The sequence below is a fragment of the Flavobacterium sp. genome (genome assembly GCF_027490375.1).
Taxonomy (GTDB): Bacteria; Bacteroidota; Bacteroidia; order Flavobacteriales; family Flavobacteriaceae; genus Flavobacterium.
The window spans coordinates 20,072-33,710 of sequence record NZ_JAIXYH010000016.1 but is presented as its reverse complement, the minus strand read 5'-3'; the positions used below and the strand labels follow the sequence as shown (position 1 = coordinate 33,710).

Annotated in this window: 17 protein-coding genes; all 17 read right to left on the bottom strand. The window is 41.0% G+C overall.

Annotated features, from left to right (window positions below; all coding sequences use genetic code 11):
- Window positions 1-7: 7 nt before the first annotated feature.
- From Q0064_RS02005 to Q0064_RS01925, 17 genes are read right to left on the bottom strand one after another with little or no spacing between them, the layout of a single operon-like run.
- The gene (locus Q0064_RS02005) at window positions 8-748 is read right to left on the bottom strand and encodes a pirin family protein (protein WP_298143521.1); all 741 of its coding nucleotides are present in this window, start codon (window positions 746-748) and stop codon (window positions 8-10) included.
- A gap of 10 nt (window positions 749-758) precedes the next feature.
- The gene (locus tag Q0064_RS02000; RefSeq protein ID WP_298143518.1) at window positions 759-2,126 is read right to left on the bottom strand and encodes an alginate export family protein; all 1,368 of its coding nucleotides are present in this window, start codon (window positions 2,124-2,126) and stop codon (window positions 759-761) included.
- A 9-nt stretch (window positions 2,127-2,135) separates the two neighbouring features.
- Window positions 2,136-2,579, bottom strand: coding sequence for a DMT family transporter (locus tag Q0064_RS01995; RefSeq protein WP_298143516.1), 444 nt, complete (start codon window positions 2,577-2,579; stop codon window positions 2,136-2,138).
- A 40-nt stretch (window positions 2,580-2,619) separates the two neighbouring features.
- Window positions 2,620-3,258: an SCO family protein gene (locus Q0064_RS01990; protein ID WP_298143512.1), complete on the bottom strand. Its 639-nt coding sequence runs from the start codon at window positions 3,256-3,258 to the stop codon at window positions 2,620-2,622.
- The gene (locus Q0064_RS01985; protein WP_298143509.1) at window positions 3,258-4,634 is read right to left on the bottom strand and encodes a tyrosinase family protein; all 1,377 of its coding nucleotides are present in this window, start codon (window positions 4,632-4,634) and stop codon (window positions 3,258-3,260) included. Before Q0064_RS01985 ends, Q0064_RS01990 begins: the two co-directional genes overlap by 1 nt.
- Window positions 4,635-4,638: 4 nt before the next feature.
- Window positions 4,639-5,082, bottom strand: coding sequence for a DoxX family protein (locus Q0064_RS01980; protein WP_298143506.1), 444 nt, complete (start codon window positions 5,080-5,082; stop codon window positions 4,639-4,641).
- 2 nt (window positions 5,083-5,084) lie between these two features.
- The gene (locus Q0064_RS01975; RefSeq protein WP_298143503.1) at window positions 5,085-6,893 is read right to left on the bottom strand and encodes an amidohydrolase; all 1,809 of its coding nucleotides are present in this window, start codon (window positions 6,891-6,893) and stop codon (window positions 5,085-5,087) included.
- Between the two features lie 57 nt (window positions 6,894-6,950).
- Complete coding sequence (locus tag Q0064_RS01970) at window positions 6,951-7,637, bottom strand: hydrolase (RefSeq protein WP_298143500.1); 687 nt, start codon at window positions 7,635-7,637, stop codon at window positions 6,951-6,953.
- Between the two features lie 55 nt (window positions 7,638-7,692).
- Window positions 7,693-8,163, bottom strand: a complete 471-nt coding sequence (locus tag Q0064_RS01965; protein WP_298143497.1) for a DNA starvation/stationary phase protection protein — start codon at window positions 8,161-8,163, stop codon at window positions 7,693-7,695.
- 2 nt (window positions 8,164-8,165) lie between these two features.
- The gene (locus tag Q0064_RS01960; protein ID WP_298143494.1) at window positions 8,166-8,522 is read right to left on the bottom strand and encodes a hypothetical protein; all 357 of its coding nucleotides are present in this window, start codon (window positions 8,520-8,522) and stop codon (window positions 8,166-8,168) included.
- A gap of 1 nt (window position 8,523) precedes the next feature.
- Complete coding sequence (locus tag Q0064_RS01955) at window positions 8,524-8,979, bottom strand: nuclear transport factor 2 family protein (RefSeq protein ID WP_298143491.1); 456 nt, start codon at window positions 8,977-8,979, stop codon at window positions 8,524-8,526.
- Window positions 8,980-8,990: 11 nt separating this feature from the next.
- Window positions 8,991-9,371 carry a DoxX family protein gene (locus tag Q0064_RS01950; protein ID WP_298143488.1) on the bottom strand — a complete coding sequence of 127 codons (381 nt, stop codon included), beginning with the start codon at window positions 9,369-9,371 and terminating at the stop codon, window positions 8,991-8,993.
- 37 nt (window positions 9,372-9,408) lie between these two features.
- Window positions 9,409-9,798: a nuclear transport factor 2 family protein gene (locus Q0064_RS01945; protein ID WP_298143486.1), complete on the bottom strand. Its 390-nt coding sequence runs from the start codon at window positions 9,796-9,798 to the stop codon at window positions 9,409-9,411.
- A gap of 5 nt (window positions 9,799-9,803) precedes the next feature.
- Window positions 9,804-10,670, bottom strand: coding sequence for an alpha/beta hydrolase (locus Q0064_RS01940; protein ID WP_298143483.1), 867 nt, complete (start codon window positions 10,668-10,670; stop codon window positions 9,804-9,806).
- A gap of 17 nt (window positions 10,671-10,687) precedes the next feature.
- On the bottom strand, window positions 10,688-11,332 hold the full coding sequence (locus Q0064_RS01935) for an NAD(P)-binding domain-containing protein (RefSeq protein WP_298143480.1): 645 nt from the start codon (window positions 11,330-11,332) through the stop codon (window positions 10,688-10,690).
- Between the two features lie 10 nt (window positions 11,333-11,342).
- Window positions 11,343-12,719 (bottom strand): alginate export family protein, encoded by a 1,377-nt coding sequence (locus tag Q0064_RS01930; RefSeq protein WP_298143477.1) that lies wholly within the window; start codon window positions 12,717-12,719, stop codon window positions 11,343-11,345.
- A 50-nt stretch (window positions 12,720-12,769) separates the two neighbouring features.
- Window positions 12,770-13,615: an alpha/beta hydrolase gene (locus Q0064_RS01925; RefSeq protein ID WP_298143474.1), complete on the bottom strand. Its 846-nt coding sequence runs from the start codon at window positions 13,613-13,615 to the stop codon at window positions 12,770-12,772.
- Between the last annotated feature and the right edge of the window lie 24 nt (window positions 13,616-13,639).

Here is a 13,639-nt window from a genome sequence, read left to right as displayed (position 1 = left end):
AGAGCTTTTAGGTTCCGCTAAACATGCCGTTTCGGATATAGTAGGCATTTTCGTTCAATTCAAAAAGCACGAGGTCGGTTAGCTGTGTACTTTTAAATTGCGTACGAGCAGTTGTGAATACGAGGCTGTCGCCTTCAGCAAGTAGCGTTCCGTCTGTTAATTCTATGCAGCCAGAAAAAACAAAAAGTAGTTGGAGTGTTTCGGCAGTTGGGCTTTCAAAGGTTTGATCTTTTGTAAATCGAGCATCGAATATTCGCACTTTCGAACGAATTTCTAAGGGAGCATTTGTTTGCTTGTGTCCGGCAATTAAGCGCCATTGATTTATGGAGAAGGCCTCTTCGAATTCGTGAAATTGCACTTTGGGCGTCTCGTTTTCGCGTTCGGGACGCACGAATATTTGCAGCATTCGCACGGGCTCGCCGTTTTCTGGAATCTGCTCTTGGTGGTAAAAGCCGCTTCCCGCATTCATCATCATTAATTTCCGATTCGAAAGTGTAGCCTTTTCGCCGCTGCTGTCTTCGTGCTGTAATGTTCCGGAGCGGAGATACGACAAGATCTCATCGTTTTGGTGCATATGCATTCCAACGAAAACGCCAGGTAGGAGTTGTGCAAAATCAAAGCGTCCGAGCTGCGCTAATCCACGAGCATCCTCTGGATTGTGACGAGCTAAGCCCGGAAAAACGATATCGATATTAAAATTTCCGCGACGTACTTTGTGCGCTTTTGCTGCGGGTAAAATAGCTAACATAATTTCTGATTTAGAATTTGAATTGAAGCGTAAATGCGGTAAACCAAATGTCTTTTCCGGTGGAAACATCTTGCAGGTAGTTTCCGGTTTGAAACCAAGTGCCTTCGAGAACGAGCGTAGTAAAGTCGGAAAATTGGTATTCGAGATCAGTTCCGAGTTGTGAACCGATGAATTTCTCGTCGGAATTTGCATCGGGATAGATTAAGCGTCCGTTTGGTCCATAAATGCCGTCACGCGTAGAATACCGCCAGAACACGTCGTAATCGATGCCCCAAATCAAATTATCGGTCAGATTTGTTTGCATATACGGATGAAAATCGATTAGGTTTGAAGGTCCAACAAGCGCTGCCAAACCAAAGTACGCGCCGCGCGGATACATGGGATTGAATGTGTTTAACGTATTGTCGTCTGGTGAACGATCTCCACTGATGACTTCAGTTTTTAAACCAATGAGCGGCTTTTTCCAAAGCTTTTCAAATTGATAGCTGGCGTCGAGCGAAGCAGTGTATGCTGCGATATTGGTACCGCTAAAGCTTCCAAACTGAAAAAGTGCTTCAAAGTCGTACCGAAAAGGCGATTTGTTTTGCCAAAGACGACCGCCCACGGAATAGCGATTTTCGTTGCCGCTCACTTCATTGAAATTCGCATTTTTGTTGCGAACACCTAGAAAGTACAAATCGGCATTTTTAAAAAGCGGCACATTTTTCCAAGTAGTGTAAATGCCGAAAAGTGCATTATCTTGATTGATTCGATCGTCGAATATGTCTGGGAAATCGATAACTGAATACAGATAAAAGGCGTCGATTTGTCCGTTTTTAAACGTACTTAATATCCGTGCACCGTCGAAACTTAAGCGGTTATTCGGACCTTCGCGAACAGAAATCAGGCGTTGACTTCCATAACGAATTTCTTGCCGACCTGCTCTAAATGTGATGTTTGTGTTATTTAGATTGAAGTTATAGTCGAAGAAGAATTGATGGAAATCCAATGCGTTTACTTCAATGCGTTTCGCGGGCATTTCTCTACTTTGCAATGCGTTGCTTTTTATTTGGGTAAAAATCCGAAAACGGTTTCCGAGGTGTGTATCGGCGTAGAAGAGCAGACGTGTTAAGATAAATCCGTTTTCATCGTGTGGTGCGTCGCCCCAATCTTCGTTTTCAAACTTTTGGTATTGATACCGTAGCTCACCGCCAAAGCTCATCCACGAACTTTTTGAATCGTTCAGCGCTGCAAACTTGAGTTTCCGATACGGATTTGATGCGCTGTCGCGAAGAAAGCTGTAGTTTTCGTTATAGCGCAACGACTGAAAATTAAAGGTTTGTGCCGAAACAGTTGCTGTTAAAGCCGATGTAAGCACAAGAATCCAAAGCGATTTCATGACTGGGTTTTAAAAATTTCGAATTAATACCACGCCGCCAATTATTAGTCCAACGCCGGCGATACGTGCCCAATTAATTGGATGCGGAGCTGCAACTAAAATGTTGTTGTGTTCAAGAATCAGCGATGCAATCATTTGTCCGGTAACAATAAGACCGAACGTAACTGGAACGCCGAGTTTTTGATATCCCATGATAGCAATAACCACGTAAAAGGCACCGAATAAACCTGAGGTCCAAGCAAAAGTTGGTACGTTTTGGATGCTTCCAGCATTATATTGAATTCGGAAGAGTAGAATAAATAATAGGATACTTATCGCTCCAACAGTAAAAGATACAAAGGAGGCATGTACAGGCGATTCGAGTACTTTTCCGATTTTATTGTTAAGTCCGGTTTGTACAGGTAAGCAGGCACCTGCAACGATTACGAGTAAAATCCATAGATATTTTTCCATAAATTAATGCTTAAAAGTGATTAACGGTATTTGTTTTTTCTTAGCTGATTTCCTTAATGAGCTTCCGGATGTCGGTTTCAATTTTTTTCATATCGGTGGCTTGTAAACTGTTGTAATATCCTCGGATGTGGTTGCGCGCATCGAGCAATACGATGATGGGTTCATGTATTGGATTTTCGTCGGCATTTTCCGCTTCAAATGCTTTTAGCTTGCAACTTTGTGCAAAGGCGAAGATTTCTTTTTTGTTACCCGTATAAAACTGCCAGTTTTCGCTGGAGAATTCTCGATTTTGCCGATACTCTTTCAATTTTAAATACGTGTCGTATTCTGGATCGATTGAAATGGAGTGAATCGCCAAATCATAATCTTTAAATTCCCGACTTAGCCGCTGAAGTTGTGTATTCATAAGTGGGCAGACAGACGGACAGCGGGAAAAGAAGAAATTCACGATTTTCACCTCCGAATCGGACTCGAGAATGTTATTTACAACAGTTCCGTTCTCATTGAGCAATTTGGCTCCTGGTACACGGTAGTGAATGGTATCTCGCGATAGAAAACCGATGTGATATTCGCCTAAATAAGGCAAATCACTCCGATAACTTTCGTTCTTTTCCGCGCAAGCGAACAGCAGCAATAAAGAACATACCGTGAAACTAAATTTTATCGAAACGTAGCGCATCAGCTAACTTTCTTTAAAGTTATGTTTTGAAGTCGTAAGGGTTCTTCGGGAATCGGACGATTTGGCAAGCGTACGGGTTGAAAAACTACTTCAATTTGGGCTTTTTCGTTAAGCGCTTGCATTATTTTCGGATCGGCTTCGATCTGTAAATACACGCCACGCTGTAGGAGAAAGCTATCCAAGTCGAGAATGGGCAGTATAGTAAATGTACCCGAATACACACTTTGGCGCTGATTGTCTTGTGAAAATTCAAAGAAAACACGTGCACAATACGGATGATAGGGGAGTTGGGCCCGCTCAAAATGAAGCATGATGTGCTGCTGTTTGTTGTCGGTATAGTCTTTAAAAATAGCATCGTGGCTGTCGGAAACGTTAACAGCAGCTTTGCAATCGGCTTTTGTGGGAATTCGAATGGGCTTTTGTGCTTCGGTGTACGGATTGCATACGTTCGGATTTAGGTTAAGATCTTGAAAATCGTAACCAAGGCTTTTGTTATCCAGCAGTTCACGAATCGTAAAAGCAATGGGTTTTCCTGTCCCATCGGTACTATACAGACGCTTTTCTAGCCAATTCTCGTCGGCTGGCACCCTGTTTTTTTCGCTGTAGCGTTGCCAGGCGGTCCAAATCCGGTCGCAATTTCCGTGATGTCCGTAGAACAGAGGGTCAAATCCGCTTTCGATAAATGTAGCCATTTGTCCGCCCACCCAATTGTGAATATTGTTGTGAAATGTTTGTTCTGCCATTCCATCAATTTGGCTTTCTTTTTCGGACTTAACAGCAGGATAGCCTCCAAAAGTCTGGTAATTTGAAGCGCGTAATGTAGCACCAACATTTATAAAATCGGTTGGAATTTCATCTTGTGCACTTACCAGTCGTGTTGGGTTGTACAACGGATTGTCCGCTCCGCCCCAGTAATGCTCTGGAATGGTGTTTTTTTTGGTCCAATCCCAGTAATGTAATGCGAGAGTAGGTTCACCAACTGCTTTTTGTAATTTTTGTTCCATAGACCATAAATACAGACGGTGCCAAGGCCAAACATACCAGTTGTAATGCACTTGATTGGCGTAGATACTCGTTGCACAAAATGTTGCATGTAGCATGCTTTGCGCTTCCCAACCGCTTGGATCCAACGGTGAAATTTGCGAACGCTTTTTCAAGATTTTAAATGCATCTTTTAGCAGTTTTATTTCAGGATCGTCGATGGGTAGGTAGGCAATGTTTTTTCGCAAAGCCAATCGAGTTCCCGAAGCTTTTTGTATGCCTTCATCTTTACAGCCTGTAAAAAGCACGGTGGTACCAACGCCTAAAGAAACTCCGGTTAAAGCTAAGGCTGTACTTTTTATGAATTGGCGGCGACTTTCTTGATTTGCTTCCATAGTTTTAACTTATAACAGGCATATTTTTGATGCATAATCGGTAGTCAATTGAGTATTTTCCGGGTCCAGTCATGAACAATAATAGAAATCCTAAGCTGTACATGAATGGAATATCGCGCACAAGCGGACTATCGTTCCAGTGAATAATAAAGTAGCCCGTGAGTGTAACGGCAAGGATCGGCAGAATAGCAAGTCGCGTTAAATATCCAAACAATACGAAAACGGGAAAAATGAAATTTGCCGAAATGGCAAATAGCTGATTGAATTGATCGGGTAGGTTGAGCGGATTTGGTACAACTTCTGCGACAGCGGTTCCAATGCCAATTTTCTTTAAGCCGTGAACAAAGATTAGTTCAAGACACAGCGCAGTTCGAAAGAGTAAAATACCTGCGTCGACAGAAATCATCTTGAAATTGTTGAATTCCAAGATTAGGTTTTGCGTTTTCATAACTAGTTGTTTTGATAACCTCCGTAATAATTTACTGGCGACCAAGCTGGAATCGCTTTTTCGGTTTTTGGAGCCACTTTTTCGAACTTATTTTTGCCATAAACTACAACGCCGTTAACAACGGTAAGTTCGGCTTCGATTTTTAGAATGTTCGACTCAGGAGTTTGAAAATAATCGTCAGATAAAAGCGATAAATCGGCCAAGTATCCTGGTTTTATCTGTCCGCGATCGCCATCAAGTCCAATTAATTTGGCACTTCCTTGCGTGTAAAGACGCAAAGCTGTGTTTCGATCGAGCACATTGTTATCCGACAGGTGTTTTGTTCCGCCAACTGTTTTACCTGTCACCAACCAGTGCAAGCCAATCCACGGATTGTATGAACTTACACGCGTGCCATCGGAGCCCATTCCCACAGTAATTCCTAGCTCTAGCATTTTTCGAATGGGTGGCGATTGGTTTGCTGCTTTCAGACCATATCTTTTAATGAAACTTTCGCCTTGAAAAGCCATTCGATGTTGAATAGCGATTCCGCCGCCAAGGCTTTTTATTCGCTTTAGATTTTCTTCCGAAACGGTTTCGGCGTGATCAAAAAACCAGGTTAAACCGTTAAGAGGTGTTTCTTTATTTATGCTTTCAATTACATTTAGAAAACGTGTAATGCTTTCATTATAAGTAGCATGAATTCGGAAAGGCCATTTGTTTTTCACCAATAATTCGAGCACACTTTTGAGTTGTTCTTCCATTTTCGGGCTTAACTCGGGGCGTGGTTTGTCAAAGTTCTCAAAATCTGCAGCCGAAGCCACTACATTTTCGCCACCGCCTTGCACATAATATTCTAAAGGTTCGGAATGTTGGCCGGATTTTGAATCGCTGTGATTTCCGTGATCGCCGCAGCCTTGTCCGATTTCAACAGTACGAATCCAATTCGAATAGTCGTCGAATTCTTTTCCTGCTTTTTGTGCAAAGAGGAAATGCGGAATTCTAACGCTCAGTTCTTGATTTTCGCAGAGTAAATCGGTAATGGCGTAATCGTCTGGAAAGTTTTGGAAACCTCCGCCGGCGTCCATCACAGCTGTAATGCCAAAGCGGTTGAGTTCAGTCATGAATTGTTTGGTAGAATTTATCTTTTCGGCATGTGATAATTCAGGAAGTTTAGCTAAAGTGGCGTATAATAGGTATGCATTTGGTTCGGCAACAAGTAAGCCCGTCGGATTTCCGTTAATGTCTTTATCGATGAGTGAGCCTGCATTCACGGGAGTATCGGCAGTAATATTTAAAGTTTCTAATCCTGCTTTATTTAGGTATGCGTGTCCGTACAGATATAAAACGAAAGTTGGCACATTACCTGTAGCTTGATTGATTTCTTCTAGAGTTGGAAGTCTTTTTTCTTCAAATTGATAAGCACTCCAACCGCCAACTACGCGCACCCATTGTCCTTTTGGGGTCCGTGCCGCCTGCTCTTTGAGCATTTGTAAGGCAAGTTTAAGTGATTTTACGCCGTCCCAGCGCAATTCGGTATTGTAAAACCGACCGCCGCGAATTACGTGTAAATGCGAATCAAATAAACCGGGAATCATCGTTTTTCCCGCCGCGTCAATCAGCTTTGTTTTTTTCGATTTAGATTTCAACAATTCTTTGCTGCTGCCCACTTTGACGATTTTGCCAGCTGAAATTGAAACTGCTTCTGCAACACTGTTTTTATCGTCTAAGGTGTATATTTTAGCATTATAGATAATCAGTTCTGGCGCCTGTTGTGAAAAGCAATAGAAGCTAGCCAATAACGTAAGAAAGAGAAGTTTATACCGTATCATTTTTATTGGATTTAAAATCCGCTGCACTGCATTGTACAGGCAGCGGATTCTGTTTTTTTAGTGCTTCAACATTTCACGAGCGTACTGAATTCCGATGCCGTAACCGCCTCCGAAGCGTTGGGCTAAATCGTTTACAGGAACGTAAGTTTCTTTTCTCGCCCAATCTCTTTGAAGTTCTAAAAGGTATTGTAAGGCAGTCATAGGTTTAGCGCCCGCTTGTACCATACGTGTTATTGCCTGATTGTGCGCTTCCGCAGAAATATCTCCACAAGCATCCGTAATTACGTACACTTCGTAACCTTCGTTAATGGCCGATAAAGCCGGACCAACAATACATACGCTTGTCCATAAACCTGCAAGAACAATCTTCTTTTTACCTTTTCCGGTAATCGCTTTGTGGGCGTTAACATCTTCCCAAGTATTCATAGTAGTTCGATCAATGTACTGCGATGTTGTGGGATAGAATTCAAGAATTTCTGGGAAAACGGGTCCGCTAAACGACTTTTCTGCCACAGTAGTAACAACGGTCGCTACATTAAAAATTTTCGAAGCTCCGGCGATAAGCCCCGTATTGTTACGCAATTGAATTGGATCGACACTTTTAGTAGCAAAAGCCATTTGTCCTTCGTGATCAATTAATACGAGTGCGTGGTTCGTAGGATTCAACAATTCTGGACTTGGTTTTTGAGCCAACGCCAGTGAACTAATTGCAGTAAACAGCAGTGTAAAAAATTGCTTTTTCATAATGATTAAAAATTTAAGGTTACTTGTTTTTGATTTATAAGTTTTTGAATAATAGTTATTTATGTGAGAGTGACGCACGAAGCATCCAAGCCATTTTTTCGTGTTTTTCAAGAACTCCGGTAATAAAATCGCTGCTTCCTAAATCGTGGTATTGTTCAGCGAAAGGTTTTATTTGTTCGCGAAGTTTAAGGATGATACTTTCGTGATATTCCAGTAAGTTTTGGATGAATCCATCGCTGTCGTTTGGTTTCCTATTCAGTTCGGAAAGGTGTGTGAGTTCAAGAAATTCGCGTAACGATGCAGGTACGTAATGACCAATTGATCGAATGCGTTCGGCTATTTCGTCGATGATGTCGTCGATGATTTCGTATTGGTCTTCAAACAGCTTATGTTTTAGGTAAAAGTCTGCGCCTTCAACATTCCAATGTGCTTTGCGTGTTTGGGTGTATAAGAGGTATTCATCGGCGAGAATCCGATTCAAATTCTCGGCGACTTTCAGTCGATTTTCTGCGTTAATTCCTATCATTATTAATAGATTTTGTGTTTTACTTTAGATTGTACGTCGGTTAGAATTCGTTCGTTAGAGTAGGGGTAATCGAAACCGGGTTCAGAGATGTAAGCCAGGGGAAATCTCTGTGCTAATTTTTCACGAATGCGGTTTCGCTGGTCTTGATCGTAGCGTCCGCCGATTAGCACGAGATCGAGATCGACTAATTGATCTAGAGTTTCCAATCCCGACGATTCACTTAGAGCGGCATAGATGTTGAGATCGGAAGCCGTTTTCAATAAACTAACTACTTCTGCACGCCGTTGCGGATTTCCACCAAAGACGAGTATTGTAGGCGCCTTTTCTTGTTTCGCGGGATAGTGTGTTACGGATTCCATATTACAGCTTAAATGAAGTTCCTAGTAAAGGCGTCTCATCGAGGTAAATCACTTTATAATTTCTCTTGACAAAGCGCCATACGCCATTTTCTCTCCGTAATTGATCTTCGTATTGTGCTAAATTGTAATTACTTACACCGGTTTTAGAGCGTGCGATTTCATTTACATAGAAATGGGCAGTTGCTGTATCTCCATTAATTTGGATGTTGCCGCCGGCAGGCAATTGCACAAAAAACTCCCAGCTAGCCAACAAGCCGGAAAATGCCGCACTTATTTGATCAATTCCAACAAAGTGCTGGTTTATCGGTGGACCAATTGTCCATTCGGCATTCGCCATCCATAACGATTTAAATAGTTCGACATCAATGCGGTTAGCAGCATCTGCGAATTTGTTGGATAATGCTCTTATCTCATTTTCATCTTCTAGTTTAACTAGCCTTTCTTCCCAAGTTTTCATTTTTAGAAAGTTTACTGTTGAATATTTCCTTTGATTAATCGTTGCGTTATTTCTGGAAAGCGCAAAGCGGCAACAATCCAAATAAAAGCTTGGATGATACACTGAGGCACAATACCCTCATTGTGTTCCAGATGAGTTGCAATTGCACCTCCCATGTAAGCTGCTAAAAAAAGAGTTCCGATAACTCCTGTTCGAGGAATCAAAAAGAGCAGCAAACAAAAAAGTTCAAGGATTCCGATGTAAAAGAAGTTTTGGGCAGTAAGTCCAAATTTAGTTGCTACTTCTATGTCGGCTGTCGAAGGAACAATTTTTCCAAATGCGCTACCGATGAAGATAAAGGCAACAATTCCGGTGAGTAGCCATTTAGCAATTATTAAAGGTTTGTATTTCATTTTTATGAGGTTTTAAGTGTTGATTTTAAATTAGTTATTAAAAATTCTGATCGGTGAATATCTCTCTAAAACTGCATTTCCATTTTTTGTCTTCGAGAGCCAAAGTGTCTTCGATAACAGAAGTACCTATAGTTTGCATACTTTTTCTGTTGAGTATTAACAGGTACGATCTGACGTGTACTTTATCGACTGAAATTGGCGTAACTACAGCATTAGTAATCAAATGTCTAGTGCCGCCTTGTGCAAGTACTACTTCATAAAATGATTTCAGCCAATTCATATAATCCGGAACATTGTCAAAATTTCCAAAAGGGCTTTTAAACGAAAAATTAGTTGACAATTGCGATTTGTGGAGTTCAAAATCACCGTCATCAAAACTCATCTCTGCCAAATAGATTGGATTTAGAATTTCATTACTATTTGTCATGATTATTAAATATTCTTAAAGAATTCTAGCAATTGATTTGATAGGTAGTCTGGTTGTTCTTCGGCAACCATATGACCGCAGTTGGGAATTATGCCACCTTGGATGTTTTCACAATACGGAACCAATTGTGAATGTGTGTAAGCCGATCCGTACTGTCCTCCGAGGGCTAAAACAGGGACAGTAATTTTTCCTTTTTCAATGGCTGCTAAAAACTGATCGGTTGTTATTAAAGCCTCTCGATACCAGCCTACGCTTCCGCGAATTCCACCAGCTGCGGCATAGGTTCGTAAGTATTCATCTTTATCTTTTTCTGAAATAGATTCCGGATTGTAAAGCATTAAACTGTATAGGTAATTCCAGAATTCACGCTCTTTTCCCGCAATGAGTAATTCTGGTAAATCCATACTAGAATTAAAACCAAAGTGCCAATAGCCGCCGTGTGTTTCTTTTTTGAAAGTTGTAAATTCGTGCAGATTCACGCCAGGTAAGGGTTCGTCGAGATAGGTTATCGATGCTACCTCATTGGGATAATGTGCTGCAAATAGAAATGTTGGTAACGCACCCATGTCCCAACCAACTACATGTACTTTTTCGGTAATCTCTAAGGTTTGTATGATGCTTCTCAGGTCGGAGACTAAAGTTAAACCATCGTAGCCGGAAACAGGTTTGTCGCTGTCGCCGTAACCGCGCATGTCGGGGATAATCACTCGATAGCCGTTTTCAACTAACTGAGGTGCAACTTTTCGCCAGGTGTATGATGTGCCCAACCAGCCGTGAATTAATAAAATAGGTGTTCCTTCACCGGCAGTTCTAACGTGAATTCGGTTTCCGTTGATAAAAAGCTTATCACTAGTAAAATTCTTGAATTTCATTTTTAGAAGTATTTGGATTAATGATTTACTATTTTGATTTCAAAACCGGGATAGTGATTACTTACCACGGCCAATTGCACCCAAGCGGTGGCAAAAGTTTCTAAGGCACGAGCACTTTTAAGATCTCCTGCATCAATGGCTTGGTAGTTTAAATCGGAGATGAGTTGTAGGGCAACTTCTTTATTTTTAGTATGATCAGAGCAATAGAAAATTGATGCAACAGTCGTGCTATCAAATCGTTGTAGGTTTCCAATATTCTCGGCAAAAGCCGAATTAAATGCCTCGCCTACAAAGGCATCAGGTAAATTTTCCTGAATTTCTTCTGCCACTGAAAAGCTTCTGCTGGTTTGTAAACCAATCGTATTTCCTTGAAAATCTGGTTTTAAATTGCTGGTGCATGAGATTACAATCTTGTTGCTAAATAGATTTTTGTATCGGAATATTTCGCTTAATCCTTCATATGCCGAAGCGATAATGATTACGTCCGAATATTGGATTGCTTCAGCGAGTTCCAAGAATTGTGATCCTTTGATTTCTTGTAAAATGGCACTGATTTTCTCTTTCTTTCTAGAATGGGAAAAAGTAATCTGATGTCCTTTTAATACCCAATTTTTGGCTAAAGCGACACCCATATTACCAGGTCCGAGTATACTAATTCTCATAGAACATTATTTAAAATTTAAAAGTCGATTTAAGAGCTAAGTAGGTAATATCTAATCCATTGCCGGTATCTGTTACATAATCTCCAGCAACGAAGTAAGCACCATCAACGGCAAAGAAGAAATGATTATTTAACTGATATCCAGCTTCTAAGGCATACTGTGTTCCAATGTGCCGATTTCTTGTACTGAAGAGTTGCGTGGGATTTGGCCGAACTTGAGTCGAACCAGGAGTGTACGTTCCGTCTTGTGCGCTCTGACGTTGCATGAAATAGACTCCGGAGTAGATAGTCAGTTTTTTGACCGGCGCTATCCTCAAATACGGATTCAGATTGATGATATTTGATGAACCGATTGGCGCTGCTAGGCCGAAAGATGGTTTGGCAAAAAATTGATTGAATGTATTTAACTGATTATCATTTTGATCTTCATCGCCCGAGAAATAGTTAAAAACAACTCCTAAAACGCAGTGTGAATTTCCGTGAATCTTATAACTAACGTCGGATGAAACACTATAGGCGGCAATTTTTGAATGGTTAAATGTTCCTAATTGATAGCTACCTTCTAATTCGTAATTGAACTTATTGTTTAGCGAAAACAAGCGCATACCAAAGTTTTGTCGGTTTTCGCTACCTGAAATAAAGTTATACTGCCGTCTATCTGAAGTGAAATTTAAAAGGTAGTAATCGACCAACAGTTTTTTCTCGATAATGAATTCAGTAGCGTATAACCCAAAAACAAATTCTTTAAACGATTGATCATCAAAAATATACTGCTTGGAGATGACTGGCGTTATTGCCAAAAAGTCGATGTGACGTGCTTTGTTTTGGTATTTTAAAATCGCTGCATCAAACGTGAGTCGGGTATTCGGACCTTCCCGAAAGGTAATTACTCGATTGTTACCATAGCCCATTTCTTGTCTTCCTAGCCTAACCGACCAATTTTTATCAAAATAGTAGTCAGCGAAAGCTTGGTGTAAGCTCAGCTGATTTTCATCAATTTCGGGAGTAATTGGGTTTGGATTAAAGAATCGAAGCGTTGAATTTAACTGGAGGAATACTCTGAACTTTTCACTGAGTTCGAGATTTGCGTGTACCAGCATGCGGTGCCACAATTGACCTACCGTTTTTTCTTTGCTCGTTGGTGGAATATCACCGAAATTTATGTTTTTGAAGTACTGATACTGCTCTCTAATTTCACCTCCAAAGGAAATGAACGCCCGTTCAGACAGTGCAATATTTTTTAAAGTATTGAGTCCTTTTCTTGCCGCTGTATCTTGTTTCAGATAGCTAAAATTGTCGTTATAGCGCGGATTGGCAATCGGATTTATTTGCGTGAAGCAATCTATTCCTTGAGATAAAAAGAGCAGAAGTATTATGCGTTTTTTCATATCCGATTGGCAACTAATAAGAAAATGCTTTCTCTTGTTTACGTTCATTGTTATGCAAAAAAGGCAAGAAGTTGTTTGGTTAGTTCTGCGGGTTGCTCATCAACTATCCAGTGTCCCGCTTTTTTGATCGATCCTCCTGCAACATTTTCTGCAAGCTGTTGCCAACCGTTAAGCATAAATTCTCCAGCTCCATTTTCGCCACCAAGCGCAAGAACCGGCATTTTTAACTTGGTTTGCGAGGTTTTAGCAAAGTGTTCTTTATCAGCAAATACCGCTGCAAAGTGCGCAAAGCCAGCTTTTAAGGCTCCCGGCTTTTGCAACTGACGTACATAAATTTCAAATTCTTCCTGACTAATGGCATCGGGATTGTAACTCCAGTGCCAGAAATACCAAGACAGTAATTCGCGCTCTCTTCCAATTATGAATTGCACTGCAACGTCGGGCACAGTGAAAAAAGCCAACTGCCACGCTTGCCAATCGGGAACGGGTTTTAATCCATATTCATAACCAAAGCCGGGCGGTGTATATTCGATAAAGCAAACTTTTTTGAATAATTCGGGAAACTGCGCTGCTAAGGAGTAGGCAACTCCTCCACCGTGATCGTAACCCACTAAACAAATATTCTCCAGCTTTAACTGCGTAATTAATGCTTGAATATCTTTAGCTAAATTTTCTTTCTCATAGCCGTCTGGAGTTATCGACGAACCACCCATGCCGCGCAAATCGGGTGCTATTACTAGATAGTGCTTAGCTAATTCAGGTATGATTTTTCGCCACATGTGTGAGTGCTGCGGAAAACCATGCAGTAAAATCAATGGTTGTCCAGATCCTGCTTGAATGAATGCCTGGTTGATTGCGCCAATTTTTATGGTGTGGTATTCTATAACATTTTCCATTTTCAGTTGTTATGATTTTAAGAT

What these genes read in the sequence shown, in the direction of transcription:
- Q0064_RS01975 (WP_298143503.1), bottom strand. Translation starts at nt 6,893, where the DNA reads ATGATACGGTATAAACTTCTCTTTCTTACGTTATTGGCTAGCTTCTAT.
- Q0064_RS01955 (WP_298143491.1), bottom strand. Translation starts at nt 8,979, where the DNA reads ATGAAAACTTGGGAAGAAAGGCTAGTTAAACTAGAAGATGAAAATGAG.
- Q0064_RS01935 (WP_298143480.1), bottom strand. Translation starts at nt 11,332, where the DNA reads ATGAGAATTAGTATACTCGGACCTGGTAATATGGGTGTCGCTTTAGCC.
- Q0064_RS01930 (WP_298143477.1), bottom strand. Translation starts at nt 12,719, where the DNA reads ATGAAAAAACGCATAATACTTCTGCTCTTTTTATCTCAAGGAATAGAT.
- Q0064_RS01980 (WP_298143506.1), bottom strand. Translation starts at nt 5,082, where the DNA reads ATGAAAACGCAAAACCTAATCTTGGAATTCAACAATTTCAAGATGATT.
- Q0064_RS01950 (WP_298143488.1), bottom strand. Translation starts at nt 9,371, where the DNA reads ATGAAATACAAACCTTTAATAATTGCTAAATGGCTACTCACCGGAATT.
- Q0064_RS01995 (WP_298143516.1), bottom strand. Translation starts at nt 2,579, where the DNA reads ATGGAAAAATATCTATGGATTTTACTCGTAATCGTTGCAGGTGCCTGC.
- Q0064_RS01985 (WP_298143509.1), bottom strand. Translation starts at nt 4,634, where the DNA reads ATGGAAGCAAATCAAGAAAGTCGCCGCCAATTCATAAAAAGTACAGCC.
- Q0064_RS01970 (WP_298143500.1), bottom strand. Translation starts at nt 7,637, where the DNA reads ATGAAAAAGCAATTTTTTACACTGCTGTTTACTGCAATTAGTTCACTG.
- Q0064_RS02005 (WP_298143521.1), bottom strand. Translation starts at nt 748, where the DNA reads ATGTTAGCTATTTTACCCGCAGCAAAAGCGCACAAAGTACGTCGCGGA.
- Q0064_RS01945 (WP_298143486.1), bottom strand. Translation starts at nt 9,798, where the DNA reads ATGACAAATAGTAATGAAATTCTAAATCCAATCTATTTGGCAGAGATG.
- Q0064_RS01940 (WP_298143483.1), bottom strand. Translation starts at nt 10,670, where the DNA reads ATGAAATTCAAGAATTTTACTAGTGATAAGCTTTTTATCAACGGAAAC.
- Q0064_RS01965 (WP_298143497.1), bottom strand. Translation starts at nt 8,163, where the DNA reads ATGATAGGAATTAACGCAGAAAATCGACTGAAAGTCGCCGAGAATTTG.
- Q0064_RS02000 (WP_298143518.1), bottom strand. Translation starts at nt 2,126, where the DNA reads ATGAAATCGCTTTGGATTCTTGTGCTTACATCGGCTTTAACAGCAACT.
- Q0064_RS01960 (WP_298143494.1), bottom strand. Translation starts at nt 8,522, where the DNA reads ATGGAATCCGTAACACACTATCCCGCGAAACAAGAAAAGGCGCCTACA.
- Q0064_RS01925 (WP_298143474.1), bottom strand. Translation starts at nt 13,615, where the DNA reads ATGGAAAATGTTATAGAATACCACACCATAAAAATTGGCGCAATCAAC.
- Q0064_RS01990 (WP_298143512.1), bottom strand. Translation starts at nt 3,258, where the DNA reads ATGCGCTACGTTTCGATAAAATTTAGTTTCACGGTATGTTCTTTATTG.